This window comes from Kribbella sp. NPDC056345 (assembly GCF_042262745.1).
Classification (GTDB): domain Bacteria; phylum Actinomycetota; class Actinomycetes; order Propionibacteriales; family Kribbellaceae; genus Kribbella.
Window position 1 is genome coordinate 97,764 of sequence record NZ_JBHJQQ010000010.1, and the last position, 23,011, is coordinate 120,774.

Annotated in this window: 11 protein-coding genes; 9 read left to right on the top strand and 2 right to left on the bottom strand. The window is 69.7% G+C overall.

From position 1 onward, the window contains the following. Positions 1-304: 304 nt before the first annotated feature. Positions 305-10,888 carry an amino acid adenylation domain-containing protein gene (locus ACFCV3_RS31115; RefSeq protein WP_376035874.1) on the top strand — a complete coding sequence of 3,528 codons (10,584 nt, stop codon included), beginning with the start codon at positions 305-307 and terminating at the stop codon, positions 10,886-10,888. A gap of 543 nt (positions 10,889-11,431) precedes the next feature. On the opposite strand, the gene ACFCV3_RS31120 is transcribed toward ACFCV3_RS31115, so the two are convergent. Beyond that, complete coding sequence (locus tag ACFCV3_RS31120; RefSeq protein WP_376035876.1) at positions 11,432-12,349, bottom strand: ROK family protein; 918 nt, start codon at positions 12,347-12,349, stop codon at positions 11,432-11,434. A 322-nt stretch (positions 12,350-12,671) separates the two neighbouring features. Here ACFCV3_RS31120 and ACFCV3_RS31125 point away from each other — a divergent pair, with 322 nt between their 5' ends. The 4 genes from ACFCV3_RS31125 (at position 12,672) to ACFCV3_RS31140 (ending at position 16,910) form a co-directional block, all read left to right on the top strand. Next, positions 12,672-13,922, top strand: coding sequence for an aconitase X (locus ACFCV3_RS31125; protein WP_376035878.1), 1,251 nt, complete (start codon positions 12,672-12,674; stop codon positions 13,920-13,922). A gap of 109 nt (positions 13,923-14,031) precedes the next feature. Next, complete coding sequence (locus ACFCV3_RS31130) at positions 14,032-14,442, top strand: aconitase X swivel domain-containing protein (protein WP_376035880.1); 411 nt, start codon at positions 14,032-14,034, stop codon at positions 14,440-14,442. After that, complete coding sequence (locus ACFCV3_RS31135) at positions 14,442-15,371, top strand: ornithine cyclodeaminase family protein (RefSeq protein ID WP_376035882.1); 930 nt, start codon at positions 14,442-14,444, stop codon at positions 15,369-15,371. Before ACFCV3_RS31130 ends, ACFCV3_RS31135 begins: the two co-directional genes overlap by 1 nt. A 24-nt stretch (positions 15,372-15,395) precedes the next feature. Then, positions 15,396-16,910, top strand: coding sequence for a glycoside hydrolase family 3 N-terminal domain-containing protein (locus tag ACFCV3_RS31140; RefSeq protein ID WP_376035884.1), 1,515 nt, complete (start codon positions 15,396-15,398; stop codon positions 16,908-16,910). On the opposite strand, the gene ACFCV3_RS31145 is transcribed toward ACFCV3_RS31140, so the two are convergent. Next, positions 16,894-18,150: an ROK family protein gene (locus tag ACFCV3_RS31145; protein ID WP_376035886.1), complete on the bottom strand. Its 1,257-nt coding sequence runs from the start codon at positions 18,148-18,150 to the stop codon at positions 16,894-16,896. The genes ACFCV3_RS31140 and ACFCV3_RS31145 overlap by 17 nt on opposite strands. Positions 18,151-18,242: 92 nt before the next feature. Between ACFCV3_RS31145 and ACFCV3_RS31150 the strand changes: the two genes are divergently transcribed. From ACFCV3_RS31150 to ACFCV3_RS31165, 4 genes are all read left to right on the top strand, one after another. Further along, positions 18,243-19,871: a glycoside hydrolase family 13 protein gene (locus tag ACFCV3_RS31150; RefSeq protein WP_376035888.1), complete on the top strand. Its 1,629-nt coding sequence runs from the start codon at positions 18,243-18,245 to the stop codon at positions 19,869-19,871. A 13-nt stretch (positions 19,872-19,884) separates the two neighbouring features. Beyond that, positions 19,885-21,117 (top strand): Nif3-like dinuclear metal center hexameric protein, encoded by a 1,233-nt coding sequence (locus ACFCV3_RS31155; RefSeq protein WP_376035890.1) that lies wholly within the window; start codon positions 19,885-19,887, stop codon positions 21,115-21,117. Between the two features lie 166 nt (positions 21,118-21,283). Beyond that, the gene (locus ACFCV3_RS31160) at positions 21,284-21,892 is read left to right on the top strand and encodes a zinc ribbon domain-containing protein (RefSeq protein WP_376035892.1); all 609 of its coding nucleotides are present in this window, start codon (positions 21,284-21,286) and stop codon (positions 21,890-21,892) included. Next, entirely contained in the window at positions 21,889-23,007 is a 1,119-nt protein-coding gene (locus ACFCV3_RS31165; RefSeq protein ID WP_376035894.1) for a bifunctional RNase H/acid phosphatase, read from the top strand. The genes ACFCV3_RS31160 and ACFCV3_RS31165 overlap by 4 nt, the downstream gene beginning before the upstream one ends. The last annotated feature ends 4 nt before the right edge of the window (positions 23,008-23,011 follow it).

The window sequence follows — 23,011 nt, forward strand, 5'->3', positions numbered from 1 at the left end:
AACGGTGTCGGCGGGGTCGTGGAATTCTTAACTCTTTGCTGGCCGGAACGGGCTGCTGCTGGAGCCGGAACGGCTGGTAGGGTTCACGGCTGTCGGTCGGCACGATGACGCACCGGGGCTGCCTGGTGACGGTATCGGTCCGGCTGTCCGAAATACGGGGCTTCTTGTCGGTGAGAGCGAGACGGGTGTGCCCTGGGCCCGGCTCCGTCCAGTTGGGGAGGCGCTTGTCCGTGGGTCACCGACCGGCTCGCGTCATCATGATTGCCGCCCCTCGCGCTGAGTTGCCGTTGGTGGTGCTGCGGGCGTGGTGAGGAGCAGTGCGGACCGGCCGGCGATCAGTACCGGGCCGGCGTTGATGATTCCCGCCGGGTACCCGCGCGATCTGCCGAGCGCCCTGCTGCGCGCGGCCCGCGACTTCAGTGCCGCCGGCGTGGTCGAGATCGGCCCCGACGGACGCGAGACCAAGCTCGATTTCCCGACGCTGCTCGAGCTCGCCGCCCGGATCCTCGCCGGCCTCCGGGCGAACGGGGTACGGGCCGGTGATCCCGCGGTGGTGCACTGCACCGAGCCGGTCGGGTTCTTCGCGGCGTTCTGGGCCTGCACGCTGGGCGGTATCCGCCCGCTGCTGATGGCGCCCTCGCCGGAGGGCGACCGCACCGAGGTCGGCCGCGAGCGTCTGCGGACCGTGACCGACCTGCTCGGCTGGACCGTGCTGATCGGGCGCCCGTCGGATCTGCCCGACGACCTCGGTCTGCCGGTTCTCGATCCGGATGCACTCGCCGGGCACGAGCCGACCAACGAATTCCACCGGCCGGCCGCGGACGACGTCGCCGTACTGATGTTGTCGTCCGGCACCACCGGTACGCCGAAGATCGTGCAGCTCACGCATCGCGGGCTGGTCGAGTTCGCCGCGGGGACACCGGCGATGCTGCCCGTCCGCCCGGGGCAGACCACGCTGAACTGGCTGCCGCTGGACCAGAGCGGCGCGTTCCTGCTCTACCACCTGCTGCCCGTCTTCACCGGCTGCACCAACATCCACGTCAACACCGGCTGGGTGCTCGCCGACCCGCTGCGCTGGCTCGACCTGATGGACCAGCACCGGGTCAACCACTCCTGGTCGCCGAACTTCGGCTACCGGTTGGCGACGCAGGCGATCGCGGGGGAGCCGGACCGGCACTGGGACCTGTCCGCCCTGCGCAGCCTGGTCAGTGGCGGTGAGCAGATCACCGTCCCGGTGATGACCGAATTCCTCCGGCTCACGAACCGCTTCGGCGTCGTACCGGAGACCTTCGTCGCGGCCTGGGGGATGACCGAGACCGTCACCGGCATCACCTTCGCCCGCCCCGGCCTGACCCCGAACGTGCACCGCGTCCGCGTTCCACCCACCGGCATCGTCGAGTGGGTCGACCAGCGCCCGTCCTCCGGCAAGGTCGCGGTCGCGCGCCCCGGCAAGACACGTGCGGAGGCGCCCGGCGTACTGAGCTTGGTGTCGGTCGGCGCACCCGCACCTGGTACGACGGTCCGGATCGTGGCACCGAACGGCGCGGTCCTGCCCGAGGGCCGGATCGGCCAGCTGCAGGTCGCGTCGGCCCGCGTCACCCCTGGCTACCTCGGCAACCTGGAAGCCGACCGCGACGCGTTCCCGGTCGGCAACTGGCCGATGCGCAAGTGGCTGTCGACCGGCGACCAAGGCTTCATCACCGGCGGCCAGGTCGTCGTCACCGGCCGGGACAGCGAGCGCATCATCATGCGCGGCACCCTCTACTACGCCCACGACATCGAAGCAGTCGCCGCGACCGTCGTCGGCGCCGAGCAGGGCCTGGTCGCGGCGTGCGCGGTCCCCGACGCCGAGTCCGGCACCGACCGTCTCGTCGTCTTCTACGCGTTGACGCCGGACTCCATCCCCGGCATGGACCAGGCCATCCGCAGCCTCATCCAAACCCGCCTCAACCTGGCCGCCGAGGTCGTCGGCGTCCCACGCCGCGACTTCCCGACCACCCCCGGCGGCAAGATCCTCCGCCCCCTCCTGAAACAACGCTGGCTCGACGGCACCCTCGAAACCCCACCCCACCCGTACGTCGAACCAGCCGGCGCCACCTCGTACTCCGGCCCCACCGGCGAAGGCCCCGAATCAGCCACCGCCGACACCCAGATCACCGCCGAAGACGACCCCTCGGAACGCACCACCGAACTCCCCACCATCCGCCTCGCCTGGCAACGAACCCTCCAGCAATCCATCCCCACCCCACCCCAACGCCCCACCCTCGGCGCCCCCTCCACCCCCGAGCCGGTCCCCGCGAGTGCTGACGGTGATCGCGAGACAGCCCCGCCGGTGCTCGAGGCCGAGCCCGTCCCCGCTCCCGCAGAAGACATCGCCAAGGCGTCCTCGTCGGCGCTAGAGCCTGAGCCGGCCCCCACACCAGCCGCTGGCAACACCGAGCCGGAGCCGATCCCCGCGCGCGCTGACGGTGATCGCAAGGCGTCCTCGTCGGCGGTCGAGGCGGAGCCGGTCCCCGCTCCCGCCGACGGCAACCCCGAGGCAGACCTGCCGGTGCTCGAGGCCGAGCCCGTCACCGCAGCCGCGGACGGCAACGCCGAGGCACAGCCGGTCACCGCGTCCGCTCTCGACAACGTCGAGGCACCTCCCGTCCCCGTCGCGGACGACGATGCTCCGACATCGGCCGCGCCGATCCCAGACGAGCCCGCCGACGAGAATGCTCCGGCCCCGGCAGCTTCAACCTCGCAGGCCCCGGACGAGCACGCAACCGCAGAACCAGCGGCAGCGGTCCCGGACGAGTCCGTCGACGTGCATGCTGATGCCAGCCCGGCATCAGACCCCTCGGCGCCCCAACCCACGGACGCCCTGTCGACCCCCGCCATCCCGGCGCCCGCCGACAGCCAGACCACCAACGCCCTCACCACCCCGACAGCTCCCACCCCTGACACCGAGCAGTCGCACCCGGACCCCACCCCGGCCCCCGCCGACTCCGTCGCCCCCGAGCACCCCGCTCCAGCGACCGAGCCCGCCCCAGTCACCGACCTCGCCCCAGGCACCGACCTCGCCTCCGACACCGAGCAGGTCTCCGCGACCGGTGTCGGCCCCGCGATCGAGCAGGTCTCCGAGACCGAGCAGGTCTCCGCGACCGGTGTCGGCCCCGCGATCGAGCAGACCCCCGAGACTGAGCAGGCCTCCGAGACCGACCTCGTCTCCGAGACTGAGCAGGCCTCATCCACCGCGTCCGCCTCGGCGGATGAGCTCGGTTCCGCAGCTTCGGCTGAAGAACAGCCGGCCGATGCTGATGAGACCTCCGCCGAGATCGCCGCCGGACCGGCGGAAACGGCGGACCCGGCGGACCCGGTGGACCCCGAGCTCACCCCCGCTGCAGAACGCGCAGAAGCCGCACCAGCTGAGCCTGAATCTGCGGCTCCCGAGCCCACCCCGGCACAGGAGTCCACCTCGTCCTCCGAGCGCGCCGCAGTCACCGAGTCCACCCCTGCACCCGAGCACGCCGCAGGTACCGAGCACGCCGCAGGTACCGAGTCCATCCCTGCAGCCGAGCACGCCGCAAGCACCGAGTCGGCCTCGCTCGCCGAGTCCGCTTCTGCGGTCGAGCCTGCTCCAGTCACCGAACCCGCTTCAGCCTCCGAACCCTCGGCGAGCGAGTCGGGCTCCGAGGATTCCGCGCCGGCGACAACTCAGCCGGTCGACACCGATGAGGCCCCCACCGAGGTCGGCGCCGAAGGGTCCGTCCCTGCCGATCCCCAGGTCGCCCTCGCCGCGGAGCGCACGGACGAGGACGAGCTTCAGGCCGAGTCTGCACCTCCCGCGACCGAGGGCCCCTCAGCACCCGAGTCCGACCCTGCACCCCAGCATGCCTCGGACTCCGAGCACGCATCTGTCGCCGAAGCCACCTCGGCCTCCGACCACGCCTCGGTCTCCGGTCCTGCCGCAGCGACCGAGCACGCACCTGTCACCGACCCCACCTCCGCCGCCGAGTTCGCGTCAGGCACCGAGCCGGTTTCTGCTGCCGAGGACTCCTCTGCCACCGAAGCGGTTTCTGGCGCTGAGCTCGCTTCAATGGTCGAGACGGTTTCTGCGATTGAGCAGGGCTCTGCCACTGAGCCGGTCTCTGCGGTTGAGGACGCCTCGGCCGCCGAGCCGGTTTCTGCGACTGAGGACGCCCCGGCCACGGAAGCGGTCTCTGGTGCCGAGCTTGCTTCAATGGTCGAGACGGTTTCTGCGGTCGAGCAGGGCTCTGCCGCCGAGCGGGATTCAGCGGTCGAGCTGGACTCTGGCGAGCGGGTCTCGACGGGGGAGTCGGGCTCCGAGGAATCTGCGTCGGCCGCGGCTCAGTCGGCTGATGTCGATGGGGCTCCCGCCGAGCTCGGTGCCGGAGCCGCCGAGTCCGATGATCATCAGATCGTTGCTGCTGGCGAGCGCGCGGACGAAGACACACCAGAAGCTGAGGCCGCGGCTGCCGCCGATGAACTCCCCTCGGCATCCGAGTTGCCCGCGGCACTCGAATCCGCAACGACCGAGTCCCCCGGAGCACTGGAGTCTGCGGCGATCGAGTCTGCCGGGGAGCCGGAGTCTGTGGCGGTCGAGTCCGGTGGGGCACCCGAGGCTGCGGCGACCGAGTCCGGTGGGGCACCCGAGGCCGCGGCGACCGAGTCTGGTGCAACGGCTGAGTCGGCTTTGGTGACCGAGGAGGCAGTGTCCGGCGTTGTCGTACCGGGGGATGACTCAACTGATTCGGTCGTCGAGTCGGCCTCGGTGGTCGAGCTGGGGTCCGCGGAATCAGCGGTGGGGCAGTTGGATGGTGCTTCCGTTGGGCCGGCGGATGCTCAGGTGGGTCCTGCTGTCGAGCACGCGGGTGAGGACGTGCTCGAGGCTGAGTCGGCGTCAGGTGCGACCGAGCGGTCCTCGACGCCCGAGTCCGCCTCGGGCGTCGAGCATGCTTCTGCTGGCGGGTCCGCTGCTGGGACCGACGCCGCTTCGCAGGTTGAGGTTGCTTCGGCGGCTGCGTTTGCTTCGGCGGCTGAGGTTGGGTCTGTGGTTTCGGCGCTGGCGTCGGCGCGGTTGGTTGATGGTGATGAGGCCGCCGCGGTTGGCGTGGCTGAGCCGGTGGTTCGGGCGGCTGCGGTGGTTGAGCCGGTGGCTGTGGTTGGGCTGGCGGGGCGGTTCCCGGGGGCGGAGACGCTGGAGCAGTTCTGGGACAACCTGGTGGGCGGGGTCGAGAGCGTACGGCGGTTCGCGGCTGAGGGTGACGGTGTGATGGCCGTCAGTGGCGTGCTGGAGCATGTGGAGTCGTTCGACGCGAAGTTCTTCGGGTTGAGCGACCGCGAGGCCGAGTTGATGGATCCGGCGCAGCGGTTGTTCCTCGAGGTCTGCCACCAGGCGCTCGAACACGCCGGGTACGGCGGCACCACCAACCGGGTCGGCGTTTTCGCCGGCTCCGGCATGAACCTCTACAACCGCCAGCCGCAGACCCGCGATTCGCTCGCGGCCCGGGTTGCGTATCGGCTCGGTCTGACCGGTCCGGCGATCGGGGTGCAGTCGGCTTGGTCGTCGTCGCTGGTTGCGGTGCACCTGGCCTGCCAGGCGCTGCGGTCCGGTGATGCGGATCTCGCGCTGGCCGGGGCGTCCGCCGTACAGGTGCCGCAGGCAACGGGTTACCAGCCGTCGGCGGAGTCGATCCTGTCGCCGTCCGGTCACGTTCGCGCGTTCGATGCGGCCGCGGACGGCACCGTTGGTGGCAACGGTGTGGCCGCCGTACTGCTCAAGCGTCTCGACCAGGCGGTCGCGGACGGCGACACCGTGTACGCCGTCATCCGCGGTACCGCGGTCAGCAACGACGACACCGCCAGCGGCAACCAGACGCTGATCGAGCGCGCGCTCGAGCGAGCCGGTTTCGCCGCCGACTCCCTGAGCTACCTGGAAGCCAACGCGATCGGCAGCGCCACCGCGGACGCCGCCGAGGTGCAAGCGCTGACGACCGCGCTGCGCCGGCACACCGACAAGGTCGGCTTCTGCACGATCGGTTCGGTCAAGCCGAACATCGGTCACCTGGACAGCGCCTCCGGCATGGCCGGCCTGATCAAGACCATCCTGATGCTGCAGCACCGCACGCTGGTCCCGACGATCAACTACGCCGAGCCCAACCCGGAGCTTGCCCTCGGCAACAGTCCGTTCGTGATCGCGACCGAGGCGCGCGACTGGCAGGCCGGTACGACGTTGCGCGCGGGCGTCAACGCCTTGGACGCGGGCGGCACCAACGCATACGTGATCCTGGAGGAGCCGCCGCGCCAGGTCCGCCGCGGTGACGACGGCCCCGTCGTACTGCCGCTGTCCGCGCCCGACCCCGACGCCCTCACCGACCTCGTCGAGCTCTACCGCGCCGACCTTGACCACGGCACCGGCCACCGCCTCATCGACCTCGCTGGTACGGCGGCGCTCGGGCGACCGGCGCATCGCCATCGCATCGCCGTTGCGGGTGCATCGGAGGCGGAGCTGGTCGACGCGCTCGGCTCGGCCCAGGCCACCGAGATCCCGCGTGGCGGACCCGGCCCGCTCGGCTATGCGTTCACCGGCCAAGGCGCAGCCCGCCGCGGTATGGCCGCCGGTTTGGCTGCACGCTTCCCGGTCTTCCGCTCGGTGCTCGACGAGTGCGACCGCGTGTACGCCGAGGAGACCGGCGGCAGTCTGCTCGACCTGCTCCTCACCCCGGCCGGTCAGTCGGAGGGCGTGTGGCCGACCGAGACCGCGCAGCCGGCTCTGTTCGCGTTCGAACTCGCGCTCGCGCGGTTGTGGCAGTCGTTCGGTGTGCAACCGGCGCTCGTGGTCGGTCACAGCGTCGGCGAGTACGCCGCTCTGTGCGTCGCTGAGGCGTTGTCGCTGGCGGACGGCGTGCGGCTGACCGCCAAGCGCGGCGAGCTGATGCAGCGTGGGACCGCGCCGGGCGCAATGGTGTCGGTGCGTGCGGATGCGGATCGGGTGCGCGAGCTGGCGCAGACGTCCGGTGTGGAGATTGCCGCAGGCAACGGTCCGCAGTCGTTCGTGCTGACCGGCTCCGAGGTGATCGTCGGGCAGTTGGCCGAGCAGCTCGATCAGTTGCAGGTGGCATGGCAGCGGCTGGATGTGGACCGTGCGTTCCACAGCTCGCTGGTGGATCCGATCCTGGCGGATTTCGCGACGATCGTTCGTGGGATCACGCTGAGGCCGCTGCGGACGCCGATGGTGTCGAGCTGGTCGGGGGAGTTGCTCGAGTCCGGGACGGTGCTCGACGGCGACTACCTGGTCGGGCAGTTGCGGCAGCCGGTCCTGTTCGGGGATGCGGTCGAGGCGGTGACCGCGGCCGGGTGCCGACGGTTCCTGGAGCTCGGGCCGGACGCAGTACTGAGCCCGGCCGGACGGCGGATCGCGCCGAACAGCACGTGGATTCCCGCGCAGCGCCTCGGGCAGGACCCGGTGCTGGCGACGATGAACGGCTTGGCCGAGTTGTACGAGCAGGGCACCGAGATCACGTGGTCGAAGGTGTACGCGTTCGGCGGTCGGGTGCCATTGCCGACGTACCCGTTCCGTCGGGTGCACCACCCGGTCGACCCGTCGTCCGCTGCACCTGCGGCCGTGCCAGATGGGGCTACGCGTGGTCAGGTGAGTGCGTTCGAGCGCGCTGCCAGGGCGCAGGCAATCGGTTTTGCGCCGTCGAGCGCTGCGGTCAAGCGGATCCCCCTGGACCCGCCGGCCGAGGTGGCGGAGGTCGCTGCGGACGACGACGCGGAGCTGGAGGAGTCGCCGTTCGCGCTGCCGGCCGAGACGCATTCGATCGACGCGGACTACCTGGCCCAGGCTGGGTCGTTGTCGGGTGACGAGGTGTCGGCCGAGCGGTATCGCGAGTCACTCGATGCGGTACTCGACCTGACCTGTGACGCGCTGCGGCTCGACCCGTACGACCTGACTGTCGACCACACCTTCGCGGAGCTCGGCGCGACGCCGGAGTCGATGACGCCGGTGATCGACCGGATCAATGAGCAGTTCTCGGTCGAACTGTCGGCGGAGACGCTGTTCTCGTCGTACACGACCCCGCACAAGCTCGCCACCGCCGTTGCGGTGCAGACGACGCGCGCCGATGATGTTGCCGAAAGCAATGAAGCGGCTGAAACCCCTGTGCAGGAAGAGGAAATCGTCGAGGAGCCGGTGGAGATCGCGGTCTCCCAGGTCGACTCCGGCTCCGAGCAGGCCGGTGAGCCCGACGCCCGCGTCGCCCTCGCCGTACTCGGCACCGGCCTCGCCGAGCTCGCCGTCCGAGTTGAGGAAGCCGCCACCGCAACCGGTGCGGCCGACCTGCCGGGTAGCGGAGTGGCCGCGCTGATGTCGCAGCAGCTCCGCGTCGCCGGCCAGCTGGTCGACGGCGTCACGAAGCTCATGCGCGAACAACTCTCGCTCCTCAACGAGTCCGCCCAGCCTGAGACGCCGCCTGAGACGCCGACCGGTACGACGGATGAGTCCGCTGCCGATCGAGAAGAGGCACCTGTCGAGGGCGATGACGCGACGGATGCCACCCCCGTCGTCGAGCTCCCGCAGTCGGATGGTCGGGTCGGTGAGCTGCGGCGGGTTGTGGTCGAGGGCGAGATGGCGCCGGCGGTCGGCAGTCGGCGGCGTGATGTCGGGTACTGGCAGGTGGCTCTGGCCGGCGCCGAGCCGCTGGTCCTCCCGGCCGACGGTGGGCGGCGGAGTGAGCTCGCCTCGGTGAAGCTCGAGCTGGAGGACGAGCTCGGCGACGCCGTGTTCGTGTTCAGCCGCGAGCGCAAGGTCAGTCCGCTGATGACGATGCTGGCGGCCGTGGGGACCGTGCTCGGACGGTTCACCGCGCAGGACGATGTCACGATCGGTTCGGCGTTGATCCGGCCGCAGGGCGACACGACCGCGGGAGTACGGCGAGCGCTGCCGATCCGGATCGACCTGTCGGGCGAACCGGATCTCGGCGAGCTCGCACACCGCGTGCGCGACGTGACGACCGGTGCCTTCGACCACGCCAGTACCGACCTGTCGATCCTCCAGCGCGACCCGCTCTTCCAGGTTCTCGTGGAGTTCGAGGACGGTGACGAAGACCTGCCCGAGCCGCTCGACCTGCGGTTGCGGCTGACTCACCACGGCGCCGGAATCACCTGTACGGCGGACTACCGGGCCGGGCTGTTCCACCGCAGCACGATCGACCGGCTGCTCAACTATCTGCAGGCTGTGTTGCGCAGGGCAACGGCTGAGCCGCGACTTCGCCTTCCGCAGTTGATGATGCCGATCGCCGCCGATCTCGAGACCCTGCGCCGGCTGGAAGGCGACCTCGAACCGGTCGGCCCGATCGGCCGCGGTCGCCGCGACGCCGTGGTCGCCGGTGAGCTGAGCGGACTGCACACCCTGTTCGAGCAGCAGGTCGCTCGGACGCCGGACGCGGTCGCGCTGATCCAGGGCCAGCGTGAGCTCACATACGCCGAGCTGGATCGCCGGTCCAACGCAATCGCCTGGCAGCTAACGGATCTCGGGGTGAAGCCCGGTCAGCTGGTCGCGGTTCGGGTTGCCCGCGGCACCGAGCTGGTGGTCGCCGTACTGGCGGTCTTGAAGTCGGGAGCGGCGTACCTGCCGCTGGATCCCGGCGTACCGGAGTCGCGGTGGGCCTTCATGGTGAACGACGCGTCCGCGGTCGCGCTCGTCGGTGACGATGCGGCGCTGGCCGACCGGCTCGGGCTGCGGCTCGTCCCGGTTGCGGCGGTCGACGGTGATGCGCGAGCGCAGCAGGCTCCGCCGGTTCGGGCTGCGGCCGATGATGTTGCCTACTGCATCTACACGTCGGGTTCGAACGGGAATCCGAAGGGGGTGCTGGTTCCGCATCGGGGACCGGTCAACCTGGTTCGGCATTACCTGCGGACCCGGAGTTCGTTGCGTACTTTGCAGTGGACGTCGTTCGGGTTCGACGTACATGTCCAGGAGATGTTCACCGCGCTGGCTTCTGGGTCCGCGCTGGTGCTGATCGGTGAGGACGACCGGTACGACCCGGACGCGGTCATCTCGGCGCTGCGGGACCACGGGGTTGAGCGGCTCTTCATGGCGTTCAGCCCGCTGACCGCCTTGCTGGCAACGATGCGCCGCCTGCCCGAGCTGCCTGCGCTGCGGGAGATCGTCGCGGGTGGTGAGGCGATGGTGCTGACCCACAAGGTGCGGGACTTCCTCGATGCGCACCCGGATTGCAAGCTGTACAACGAATACGGCCCGGTAGAGGCGTCGATCGTCACCACGATCCACGAGGTCGACCCGACCGAGGACCGCCCGTCGATCGGGCGCCCGGTCGACGGCGTCGCCGTACGCCTGCTGGACCAGGCGCTGCGGCCGGTACCGGTCGGCGGGGTCGGCGAGATCCACCTCGGCGGCGCAGCCGTTGCCCAGGGCTACCTCGGCCGTCCCGACGAGACCGAGCGCGCCTTCGTACCCGACCCGGCCCACCCCGGCGGACGGCTCTACCGCAGCCGCGACCTCGGCCGCTGGCGCCCCGACGGCACCCTGGAGTACCTCGGCCGCGCCGACGACCAGGTCAAGATCCGTGGCCACCGCGTCGAACCGGGCGAGACCGAACACGTCCTCGCCGCCCAGACCGGAGTCATCGACGCGGTCGTCATCGCGCTGTCCGACCATGGCGGCGACACCTGCCTGGTTGGCTACGTCGTCCTCGAAGACAGCGACCCGAGCGTCCTGGCCCGCCTGATGCTCGACCTGGGCAAGGAACTCCCGCTCTACCTGGTCCCGGCCGACCTCATCCCCATCGAAGAGCTCCCGCTGGACGACAACGGCCGCCTGGACCGCACCCGCCTCCCCGAGCCGGAGTGGCTCCGCCCCTAACCGTGGGCCCGCCCAGTCGCCGTACGGACAGGTTGCACCAGGCAACCGCCGTCGGCCCAATCGCACGAAGGACAGGACGTAGCCGTCTACGTAGTCCCCGGCCTACGCCTGGAGTCGACCCGTAGCGGTGGTCGCAGACGTATACGTCCTGTCGTTGGAGTGGTGGAATGTGCCGGCTGGGGCCCGGAGTGGTGGTGAGCGGTCCTCCACCCTCCTGAGGACCGATCGCACTGCGGGCCGCCGGCATCAGCTGCCTGAACGCGAGGGCGGCGGAGAGTTTCCTCTCCGCCGCTCCCACGTTCCGGTCGGTCCACGGCCCCCCATCGACCGACCTTGCTTGGCTGGTCCAGGCCCCCCTTGACCAACCGTGGATGACGTGCCCCCACCCCATCCATCCGTTGCATCGCGTGGGGACGGGTCGCCGTTACACAGTTCCAGGCAATTGGGTAAGAATTGCGCAAAGATGCGCAGGGCAAGCCTTCCCTACGCACGGCGGTGTCCAGAACGCTGCCCGATCGGGCAACCTGAGCGGGCAGACCTGGATCAGCGGATCGAGGACCACGCCTGGTGGGCGGCGCCGAGCAGGCCGGCGTTGGCGAGCTGCGCCGGTACGACGGTGAGGTCGGCAACGAACGGCAGTTGCGCCAACCGTTTCACCCACGCCTGCACAGGATCGAACAACACCGGCCCCGCCTTCGAAACCCCACCACCGATCACCACCGTGGTCAGGTCGACAGTGACCGCGGTCGCGACGATGCCGGCCGCCAGCGCCTGGGCGCCGTCGTCGAACGCCGCGAGGGCGAGCTCGTCACCGGCAGCCGCGTCGGCAGCCAGTACGGCGGCATCCACGCTCTCGTCGGTCCGCCAGCCCCGGCGTTGCGCCCGCGCAACCATCCGCGGGCCGCTCGCATACGTCTCGACGCACCCGTACGAACCACAGGCGCACGTCTCGCCGTTCAGATCCACGACGACATGACCGATATGGGCCGCGTTCCCGGACTGCCCCAGCATGGGGCGACCATCCACCACCAGCCCACCGCCGACACCGGTCGATACCACGATGCCCAGCAACGTCTGCACGTCCCGCCCGGCGCCGGTCCAGAACTCACCCAGCGCGAAGCAATGCCCATCCACCCCAAGAGTCACCGGTACGTCGACCAGCGCGCGAACCCGGTCGACGATCGGGAAGTTCCGCCAGCCGGTGATGTTCACCGGCGACACCAGCCCGTGCGTGGCGTCGAGCGGACCGGCCGAACCGATCCCCACCGCCAGCGGCGACGTATCCCCGAGCACTCGACCCACCAGCTCACCGAGCGCCGCGAACACCTGGTCGGCATCCCCGGCCGGCGTGGCGATCCGGTCCTCGACGACGATCGTCCCGTCGGCGGACACGAGAGCGGCGGCCATCTTCGTGCCGCCGATGTCGATCCCGAGAACCGTGCTCGCCGTGTCGTCGCTCATCGTCCCCCCGCCAGTAGCCGAACCAGGGTGTTGAGCCGGGCAGGCGGCAGTTGCTCGCGCGCGGCGGGGGCCGGCGTGGCGGGGTGGGGGTTCTGCTCGGTCACGTGTCGGGCTCCGTCGGGGGCGGTCAAGGTCGAGAGACAACGTTATCTGTAGTCGACCGGATCGGCGAGGGGTGATTGGGGTCAATCTGCGCAGAACCTGCAGAAACAGGCGTGGGCGACGCCTTGACAATGCTTGACAACGATACCCCTCAAGGGGGTTCTGGAGGGGTTCATCGAGAGGATCGGGGACGGGTAGCATGAGGGCCGCGGGAGGCCGGATGGCAGAGGTTGCGTTGACCACACGGGAGCGCGAACTCCTCGACGGTGCGGGCGGTCCTGCGGTCGCGCTGGCGATGCGTCTGATCACCGGATTGGCGCGGACCCTCGGCGCTCGCTCGCTGATTCCGATCACCTCGGCCCATGTCGACGGTTGCCTGCACCACGGTCAGGCCGGGCTCGACTTCGCGGAGCGGCTCGTCGAGCTGGGCGGCCAAGTCGTCGTACCGACAACCTTGAACGTCGGCTCCCTCGATCTCCTGCACCCCGGCCTCGTCCGCCTCGCCGGCACCGAGCGCCGCGACGCCCGTCGGCTGATGGACGCCTACACCGCCCTCGGTGCCGCGCCGACGTGGACCTGCGCGCCGTACCAGGACGCGCAGCGCCCCGCCTTCGGCGAACACATCGCCTGGGCCGAGTCGAACGCGATCGTCTTCGCGAACTCGGTCCTCGGTGCCCGCACCGACCGGTACGGCGATTTCGTCGACATCTGCGCGGGGCTCACCGGCCGAGCGCCGTACGCCGGTCTCCACCTGGACGAGAACCGCCGCGCCCGGATCGAGCTCGACCTCAGCCCCCTGCCCGCCCACACCCTCCGACTGGCCGCAGCCTGGGCCGCACTCGGCCACCTGACCGGCAAGCTCGCCTCGGACCGCGTCCCGATGCTGACCGGCTGCCCCGAACCCGTCCCCGAAGACCACCTGAAGGCCTTCGGCGCCGCAGCCGCCTCGCGCGGCGGCATCGGCCTCTTCCACGTCGTCGGCACGACGCCCGAGGCCGATGGGCCCCACCCCATCGAGGAGGTGCACCGCGTCACCCCGTCGATGCTGCGCGCCGCCCGCGACGAACTGTCGAGCCCGAACCCCGGCCGCCTCGACGCAGTGAGCCTCGGTACGCCGCACCTGTCGGTGACCGAGTTCGCCGAACTGACCGCCCTGGTCCGCGCCGGCGCCCCCATGTCTCCCGCCGTCGAAGTCTGGGCCGCCACCAACCGAACCACCGCGAAGGTTGCCGAGAGCAACGGCTGGCTCGCCGAACTGGAGTCGGTCGGCATCCGCGTCCTGGTCGACACCTGCACCTACGTGACCTCGGTCCTCAGCCCGCACACCCGCCATGTGATGACCAACTCCGCCAAGTGGGCCTGGTACGCCCCCGTCAACCTGGGCGTCGACGTCACCTTCGGCTCCCTCACCGACTGCCTGACCTCCGCCCGCACCGGCCAAGTCACCCGGGACGATGCCTCGTGGCGCTAAGGACAGGTAGAGGTGGCCAATTCGCGGTGCCGTGCACCCGCGCCAGGCGTGCGGCGCGGTATGCGTAGGTGACTACGTAATGTCCTTAGCACACAGAAGGAGGGCGAACGTGCGGACTGGCCGGTGTCTACACGCTGGTACGGCGGTCGGGCGGGTGCTGGTGTTGGGCGAACCGCTGTCGTTGTGGGGTGGGGCGGACCCGGTGACCGGGGTGATCACCGATGAGCGGCATCCGCAGCGCGGGGAGTCGCTGGCCGGACAGATCGTGGTGATGCCGGGAAGCCGCGGGTCTTCGTCCAGTGCGAGCGTTCTCGCAGAGATGCTGCGGGTGGGGGTCGGCCCAGCGGCGTTGCTGGTTCAGCGGGCGGATCCGATTCTGGTGATCGGGGCATTGGTGGCGGAGGAGCTTTACGGGCGCGGGATTCCGATGGTGGAGCTGTCTGATGTCAGCCTGTTGCGGGAGCGATTGCCGGTCCGGGTGACCGCTGCGGGTGACGATGCGTGGATCGAGGAGTTGTGATGATCAGGCAGTTTTCGGGGGCGGACGTGCTGGCGGTGCCGGTGAGTGCGGTGGTGGCGGGGATTCGGCGGGCGGCGGTTGATGCGCGGACGTTGGGGCGGAGTGTGGCGCGGTCGGGGTTCGGGGCGCCTGGGGGTGAGTTGTTGTTGATGCCGGCGGCGGATGACGGGCTGACCGGGGTGAGGATTGCGACCATTGCGCCGGACAATCCGGAGCACGGGTTGCCGCGGGTGCAGGGTGTGTATGTGCTGTTCGACTCGAAGACGTTGACGCCGGTTGCGGTGATCGATGCGGTCGAGCTGACCGCCGTACGGACTGCTGGGGTTTCGATGGTCGGCATCGCAGCGCTGGGCGGAGCCGCCCAGCGGACGGCGATTGTCGGGACGAGCGTGCAGGCTCGGGCGCATCTGCGGCTGCTGGTTGAGCTTGGGTGGTGCAAGGACTTCACCATCCACGGGCGTCGGACCGAGGCCGTCGACGGGCTTGCCGCCTACGGCCGATCCCTCGGCGCCGAGGCCCGCGCTGGTACGACGGATGATCTGACCACCGCCGGTCTCGTCATCTGCTGCACGTCGGCGTCAACGCCGGTGGTACCGGACACACTGGCCCCAGACGTGATCGCCGTGGCCGTCGGATCGCACACGCCGACGGCCGCCGAGCTCCCGGCCGGACTCTTCAAAGATGCGCAGGTTGTCGTCGAGTCGACGGGCGTGGCAACGACCGAGGCCGGTGACGTCATCCAGGCGGTCGCAGCCGGCGTACTGCCGCCCGACACGGTGGTCGAACTCGGGGCTGTACTGCGCGGCGACGTACCGATCGACCCCACGAAACGGCGGATCTTCAAGAGCGTCGGGATGGCCTGGCAGGACCTCGCCGTGGCCACGGCCGTTTTTGAGAATGAGATTTCGGAAAGGGGGCTAGCGAATTAACGCACCACGCGAGAGGGTGTCCGCATGACCGATCTGGAACGTGATGCCGCCGGCGCGTTGATCGTCGGCTTTGCCGGGACCACCGCCCCCGACAACCTGCTCCGTGCCGTCGAAGACGGGCTTGGTGCGGTAATCCTGTTCACCCGCAATGTGGAGAGCACCGAGCAGGTACGGGCGCTGACCAGCAGCCTGCGCGCGGCCCGCCCGGACGTGATCATCGGGATCGACCACGAGGGCGGCGAGTTCAGTCACCTCGGCCCGGCCAACCCGTGGCCGCTCGCCTCGCCGCGGACGCTCGGCGATCTCGACGACGTCGACCTGACCCGGGCCTCAGCGCGGGATGCGGCCGCGACGCTCGCCTCGCTCGAGATCGACCTGATGCTCGCGCCGTCGATCGACGTGAACAGCAACCCGGCCAACCCGATCATCTCCACGCGTGCGTTCGGCACGACGGCGGAGCTGGTCGCGCGGCACGGTGTGGCGTTCGTCGAGGGGGTGCGCGAGGCCGGGGTGACGTCATGTCTGAAGCACTTCCCGGGGCACGGCGACGTGGCCGTCGACTCGCATCTCGACCTGCCGCGGGTGGACCGGTCGATCGAGGCGGTGCACGCGGTCGAGCTGCTTCCGTTCAAGGCGGCGATCGCGGCCGGGGCCGAGGTGGTGATGAGCGCGCATATCGTCTTCTCCGCGTACGACGATCTGCCCGCGACGCTGTCGCACCGGATCCTGACCGGGGTGCTCCGCGAGGAGATGGGGTTCGAGGGCGTGATCACGACGGATGCGCTCGAGATGGGCGCGATCACCAAGAACCAGTCGATCGAGGACGCGGCGGTGGCGTCGATCCGGGCCGGTGCCGATCTCGCGATGATCGCGATCGGTGCGGCGGATCCGCAGGGACTGACGAAACACATTGTCGATGCCGTGGGCAACGGTTCGCTGCCGGCCGAGCGGGTTGCCGATGCAGCACGACGGGTGCGCGCGCTGGCCGCCTCGCTGGGGGAGCGGAAGCGGCAGACCGTGTTCGACGGCGCGGCGGTCCGCGAGGTGGGCGAGCGGGTGGTGGCTGGGCAGAACTTCCCTGCTCTGGGCCCGACGCCGTACGTGATCGACCTGACGCAAGGGCTGCACCCGGCGTGGCACCCGTACTTCAGCGGTCTGCCGGAGATCTTCGCCCGGATCGCGCCGGGGTCGGACGGTGTCGTGCTGCGGGACCAGCATCGGCTGTCGGAAAAGGAGGCTGCGCTGTTCGAGGACCATCAGTCCGCGGATGAGCAGTCGGAGGATGCGCTGGCACGAGCGGCCGCCGCGGCGGTGGGTCGGCCGTTGGTGATCGCCGTACAGGACGCAGGCCGGACGCCGTGGATTCGTGAAGCGCTGGAGTTCTTGCTGCGGGAGCGTCGGGATGACGTGTTCGTCCTCTGCACGGGTATCCCGGAGGATCAGACGCTCGTCCCGGCCGGGGTGCCGTCGGCAACTACTTCGGGGCGGAACGTGATCGTGCTGGAGGCGGTTGTGCGAGCACTCACGCGGGACGCGTGAGCTGCAGGTCCAACGCGTGCTGCTCGACGTAGTTGAGCGCGTGGCGGACGGCGCCGACCGAGACGATCGCGTCGCCGAGTGAAGACGCCGCCACGCGCGGCGGCGTACTGGTGTAGCCGGCCAGCTGCTGCTCGATATCCGGCAGCAGTTGCCCCGCCGCCTCAGCCACCGCACCACCGATCACCACCAACTCCGGATTGACCAGAATCGCCAACGTGGCAACCACTCGTGCCGTCCGTACCGCCAGCGAACGAAGGATGCCCAAGGCAACTTCATCCCCCGCAGCAGCCGCCGCGAACACCTGCTCCGCAGTGATGGAGTGGGATGGGAGGGTGGTCGAGGTGGGGATCGGGGCGTTGGAGCCTGCCGGGCGTTCGGTGGCCAGCGCGCGGAGGCTGGTTTCGATGGTGGGGTCGGCGAGGAGCTCGCGGGCCCGCTCTCGGGCGATTCTTGCGATGCCGTGAGTGTCCCCTACTCCTTCGACCAGTTTGAGGTAGAGCATCTCGCCGGCGCCGCCGCGGCTGCCGTGGAGGAGGCGGCCGGAATCCATCAGGCCGGAGCCGAAGCGTTCGCCGGCCAGCAGGACTGCGAGGTCGTCGACGCCTTGGCCTTCGCCGCGCCAGTGCTCGCCCAGTACGGCGAGGTTGGCGTCGTTCTCCAGGAGGGCGGGCCAGCCGTGGAGTTCGGTGAGGTGTTTGCCGAGGTCGGTGTCGAAACGGCGCCAGAACTCGTCGTCGACCAGGATGTTGCCGGCGCGGTCGACCGGGGCGGCGACGCCGACACCGGCCGCGAGCACCTGGGAGTCGGTGACCCCGGCGACTGCCAACGCTTCGACCACTGCCTCGTGCACGAGTGACGTCCGGTCGGCGGGGGTCTTCACCGCGGACAGTGACCGGCCGGCCTTGGCCATGGTCGTGCCGCGGAGGTCGGCGAGGAGGACCGTGGTGCGCCCGGCGCCGATGTCGATGCCGAGCACATAACCGGCCCGGCTGTTGAACTCGAACCGCCGCGAGGGCCGGCCGACCGCGGTGTCGTCACGACCGGGGTCGAGCTCGACCACCCAGCCCATGTCGATCAGGTCGTTGCAGACCGCGTGCACGGTGGCGCGGGTGAGGCCGGTGGCTTGGATGAGGCCGGTACCGGTCATCACGCCCGCGGTGGAGAGCACTCCCAGTAGCTTGCCTGCGTTGACGCGGCGGAGCAGGGCCGGCGTCGCGGCGGTGACCGGAGCGCTCGTCATGATGACCCCCTCTTGACCTCACTGTAGATCCGCGCGCAGAATACTGCAGAACCTAAATTTAGAGTCTATATTAATCACAAAGTGAGGCACTTGTGACCAGTCCGCAGACGACCGACCCCGACTGGTGGCGGCAGGCTGTCGTCTACCAGATCTACCCGCGCAGTTTCGCCGACTCCGACGGCGATGGGGTGGGTGACCTGCAGGGCATCATCAGCCGCGTTCCGTACCTGATCGACCTGGGCATCGACGCGGTCTGGCTGAGCCCGTTCTACCCGTCCGCTCTGGCCGACGGCGGGTACGACGTCGACGACTATCGCAATGTGGACCCGCGGCTCGGGACGCTCGACGACTTCGGTCAGCTGGTCGAGGCGCTGCACGCGGCGAACATCAAGCTGATCGTCGACATCGTGCCGAACCACACCTCCGACCGGCATGTCTGGTTCCAGGAGGCACTCGCGGCCGAGCCCGGTACGCCGGCCCGCGACCGTTACATCTTCCGCGACGGTGATGGCGACCAGCCGCCGTCGGACTGGGACTCGATCTTCGGCGGCTCCGCCTGGGCACAGACCCCGGACGGCCAGTGGTACCTGCATCTGTTCGCGGCCGAGCAGCCCGACCTGAACTGGGCGCACCCCGAGGTCCGCGAGGACTTCCTGACCACGCTGCGGTTCTGGTCCGATCGTGGGGTCGACGGCTTCCGCGTCGATGTTGCCCATGCCTTGGTGAAGGACCTGACCGAGCCGTTCAAGTCCAAGACCGAGCTGCCCCGCATGTCCGAGTCGAACGGTGTGCATCCGCTGTTCGACCGCGACGAGGTCCACGAGATCTACCGCGAGTGGCGCACCGTGCTGAACGAGTACGACCCGCCGCGCTCGGCGGTGGCCGAGGCGTTCGTACCGGCTGCCCGCCGCTCGCGTTACGCGAGTGCGGACGGTCTCGGCCAGGCGTTCAACTTCGATTTGCTGCAGGCCGACTGGGACTACGACAAGTTCCGTCAGGTGATCGAGGAGAACCTCGCACTCGCCGGCCAGAACGGTTCGTCGTCGACCTGGGTGTTCTCCAACCACGACGTGGTCCGGCACGCGACGCGGTACGGCCTGCCGAAGGATCCGACCGGCGGCTGGCAGGACGGCAAGGCATGGCTGCTCAGCAACGGCACCGAGCCGACGGTCGATGTCGAGCTGGGCCTGCGCCGGGCCCGGGCCGCCGTACTGCTGATGCTTGCGCTGCCGGGATCGGCGTACCTGTACCAAGGTGAGGAGCTCGGCCTGCAGGAGGTCGGCGAGCTGCCCGCGGCCAACCTCCAGGACCCGGCGTACTTCCGGTCCAAGGGTGCCGAGAAGGGCCGCGACGGGTGCCGGGTGCCGATCCCGTGGACCGTCGGTGGACTCTCCTTCGGCTTCGGGACCGGTGGTGCGCACCTGCTGCAGCCCAAGTGGTTCGGTCAGTACTCGGTCGAGGCCCAGGACGGCGTCGCCGAGTCGACCCTCAGCCTCTACCGCAAGGCTCTCGCCGTACGGCGTGGGCTGCAGACCGCCAATGAGCTGGAGTGGAACGACGGGGTCGAGTGGGTGCTGCACTTCACCCGTCCCGGCGGCTGGCAGTCGATCACGAACTTCGGCGACGCCCCGGTCGAGCTGCCCGACGCGGCGGTCGTGCTGTCCAGTGGGCCGCTGGAAGGCGCCAAACTCCCCGGCGACACCACTGCCTGGTTGATCTAGCAAGATGGGCCTCGTGAACCCGAGGCTCGCCGACGTCATCGCCGTACTCGACCGGTTGTACGACCCGTCCTGGGCAGAGTCCTGGGACGCGGTCGGACTGGTGACCGGCGATCCCGATCAGCCGGTACGGCGGATCCTGTTCGCCGTGGACCCGATGCGGGAGGTGGTGGACGAGGCGATCGCAGGCGACTTCGACCTGCTCGTCACCCACCACCCCCTGCTCCTGCGCGGCGTGAACAGCGTGGCCGCAACCACGCCCAAGGGTCGCGTCATCCACGACCTCATCCGCACCAACACCGCCCTGCACGTCTGCCACACCAACGCCGACAACGCCAACCCCGGCGTCAGCGACGCCCTGGCCGCAGCCCTGGGCCTCCGCGAAACCCGCCCCCTGAACGCGATGCCGGCCGACCCCCTCGACAAGCTCGTCGCCTTCGTCCCGACCGAGCACGTGGAGCAGCTCCTCGACGCCCTCGCCGCAGCAGGCGCCGGCCAGCTCGGCGACGCCCGCGCCTCCAGCGCCCCGTCCCGGGGGAACGACGAGCACACGGCCGGGCGCTTGTCCGGGGGGAACGATGAGCGTGGAGCGGAGGTCTCGTCCGGCGGGTATGAGCGGGCGGCGTTCATGTCGGCCGGGGAGGAGACGTTCCGGCCCCTCGACGGTTCCAGCCCGGCGATCGGTCGCGCCGGTCACGTGTCGCGGGTCGCGGCGACCCGGCTGGAGATGATCCTGCCGCGGCACAAGCGCCGTACCGTCGTCGCTGCCCTCAAGGCCGTGCACCCGTACGAGGAGCCGGCGTTCGATGTTTACGAACTGGCCGAGCTGCCGAGTAATCGTGGGGGCGGGCGGGTCGGCGTACTGGCTGAGCCGTTGCCGTTGAAGCAGTTCGCGCAGCTGGTGGCGGACAGCTTGCCGCGGACGCAGCACGGCGTACGGGTGGCGGGGGATCCGGAGCGGCTGATCACGTCCGTTGCGGTGGTTGGGGGAGCGGGGGACTCGGAGTTCGCCCGGGTTCGGTCGGCGGGGGTTGATGCGTATGTGACTGCCGATCTGCGGCATCACCCGGCGACCGAGGCGCAGGCGTATGGTGACCCGGCGCTGGTGGATGTCGCGCACTGGGCCAGTGAGTGGCCGTGGTTGCGGGATGCCGACCGTCTCCTGTGTCAAAGCTTGGCAGCGCAAGGCAGTACGGTAGAAACTCACATCTCGACGCTCTGCACCGACGCATGGACCTTGCGGCTGTGAGAGGCAAACTGAACGATCTAAGGAGCCGACTCTGAACGCCGAGCCCGCCGTCCAACGCCGTCTGCTGGACCTGCAGGATCTCGACCTGCAGCTCGATCAGGTCGCGCACAAGCGCAAATCGCTGCCGGAGCACCAGGCTCTGACCGAGCTCATCGCGGAGAAGTCGGTGGTGGACCGGGAGCTGGTCACCGCGGACACCACGGTCGGTGACCTGCAGCGTGAGCAGAAGAAGGCCGACAGTGATGTCGACCAGGTCCGCCAGCGGAAGACCCGCAACCAGCAGCGGATCGACTCCGGCCAGGTCACCTCACCGCGAGACCTGGAGAACCTGCAGCACGAGATCGGCTCGCTGGAGCGGCGGATCTCCAATCTCGAGGACGCTGAGCTCGAGGTGATGGAGAAGCTGGAGGCGGCCGAGGTCGTGCAGGCCGAGCTCCGGACCCGCGCCGAGGCCTTCGCCGGTAAGCAGGCCGAGCTGGAGAGCACCCGTGACGCCGCGCTGAAGGAGCTCGACGAGCAGCGCGCCGGGGTCAATGAGAAGCGCGCCGCGGTGCTGGCCGAGCTGCCGGAGCCGTTGGTCAAGCAGTACCAGCGACTGCGTGAGCACAACGGTGGCATCGGCGCCGCGCCGCTGGTCGGCAAGCGCTGCATGGGCTGCCGGATGGAGCTCGCGCCGTCCGACCTCAACGCGATGAAGGCCGCCGCCCCGGACGCCGTACTGCGCTGTGAAGAGTGCGGCCGGATCCTGGTGCGCACGCCGGAGAGCGCGGTATGACCTACCCGCACGTCATCGTCGAGGCCGATGGTGGATCCCGGGGCAACCCCGGACCAGCGGCGTACGGCGCTCTCGTGCGCGACCCGGCGACGGGTGAGGTGATCGCGCAGGACGGCAAGACTCTCGGGATCGCGACCAACAACGTCGCGGAGTACTCCGGTCTGATCGCCGGCCTGGAGCTGGCCGCGGAGTACGCGCCGGATGCCTCGATCGAGGTGCGGATGGACTCCAAGCTGGTCATCGAGCAGATGGCCGGCCGCTGGAAGATCAAGCACCCGGACATGAAGCCGCTGGCGATCAAGGCGCAGAGCCTCGCGCCGGTCGGCACCGAGTGGACCTGGGTGCCGCGCGCGCAGAACTCGGCGGCCGACGCGCTGGCGAACAACGCACTCGACGGCATCCCGATCCCGCTCAAGCCCGAGCCGGTCGCACCCAAGCCGGTTGTCGCGAAGGACGAGCGCAAGAAGAGCATGCCGGGCTGGAGCCCCCAGACCGAGCCTCCGACCCACCTGATCTTCCTGCGCCACGGCGAGACGCCGCACACCGCAGAGAAGCGGTTCTCGGGGTCCACTGGCGACAACCCGGCTCTGAGCGAGACCGGCTTCGCCCAGGCCGCTGCTGCGGCCGAGTACCTGGCCCGGCAAGGGGGAGTCGACGCGATCGTCACCTCGCCGATGCTGCGCACCCGGCAGACCGCCGAGACCGTGGCCAACCGTCTCGGGCTCGAGGCGACCGTGGACGAGGGGTGGGTCGAGTGCTCGTTCGGTGATTGGGACGGCTACACCTTCGCCGAGGTCCAGGAGAAGTGGCCTGACCAGCTGAACGATTGGCTGGAGTCGACCACTGCCACCCCGCCCGGTGGCGAGTCGTTCGACACCTGCGCCCGCCGGGCCCGCTCGGCGCGCGACGGCCTGCTCACTCGGTACCCGGGCAAGACCGTTCTCGTCGTCACGCATGTGACACCGATCAAACTGATGGTCCGATCGGTCCTCCAGGCTCCCATGGCGTCGGTCTTCCGGATGGAGCTCCGCCCCGCCACCCTGACCGAGATCCACTGGTACGCCGACGGCCTCGCGTCGCTGAAGTCCTTCAACGTGCAGCCATCGCTAGTCTGACCCC

What these genes read in the sequence shown, in the direction of transcription:
- ACFCV3_RS31120 (WP_376035876.1), bottom strand. Translation starts at nt 12,349, where the DNA reads ATGAGCGACGACACGGCGAGCACGGTTCTCGGGATCGACATCGGCGGC.
- ACFCV3_RS31125 (WP_376035878.1), top strand. Translation starts at nt 12,672, where the DNA reads ATGGCAGAGGTTGCGTTGACCACACGGGAGCGCGAACTCCTCGACGGT.
- ACFCV3_RS31135 (WP_376035882.1), top strand. Translation starts at nt 14,442, where the DNA reads ATGATCAGGCAGTTTTCGGGGGCGGACGTGCTGGCGGTGCCGGTGAGT.
- ACFCV3_RS31140 (WP_376035884.1), top strand. Translation starts at nt 15,396, where the DNA reads ATGACCGATCTGGAACGTGATGCCGCCGGCGCGTTGATCGTCGGCTTT.
- ACFCV3_RS31145 (WP_376035886.1), bottom strand. Translation starts at nt 18,150, where the DNA reads ATGACGAGCGCTCCGGTCACCGCCGCGACGCCGGCCCTGCTCCGCCGC.
- ACFCV3_RS31165 (WP_376035894.1), top strand. Translation starts at nt 21,889, where the DNA reads ATGACCTACCCGCACGTCATCGTCGAGGCCGATGGTGGATCCCGGGGC.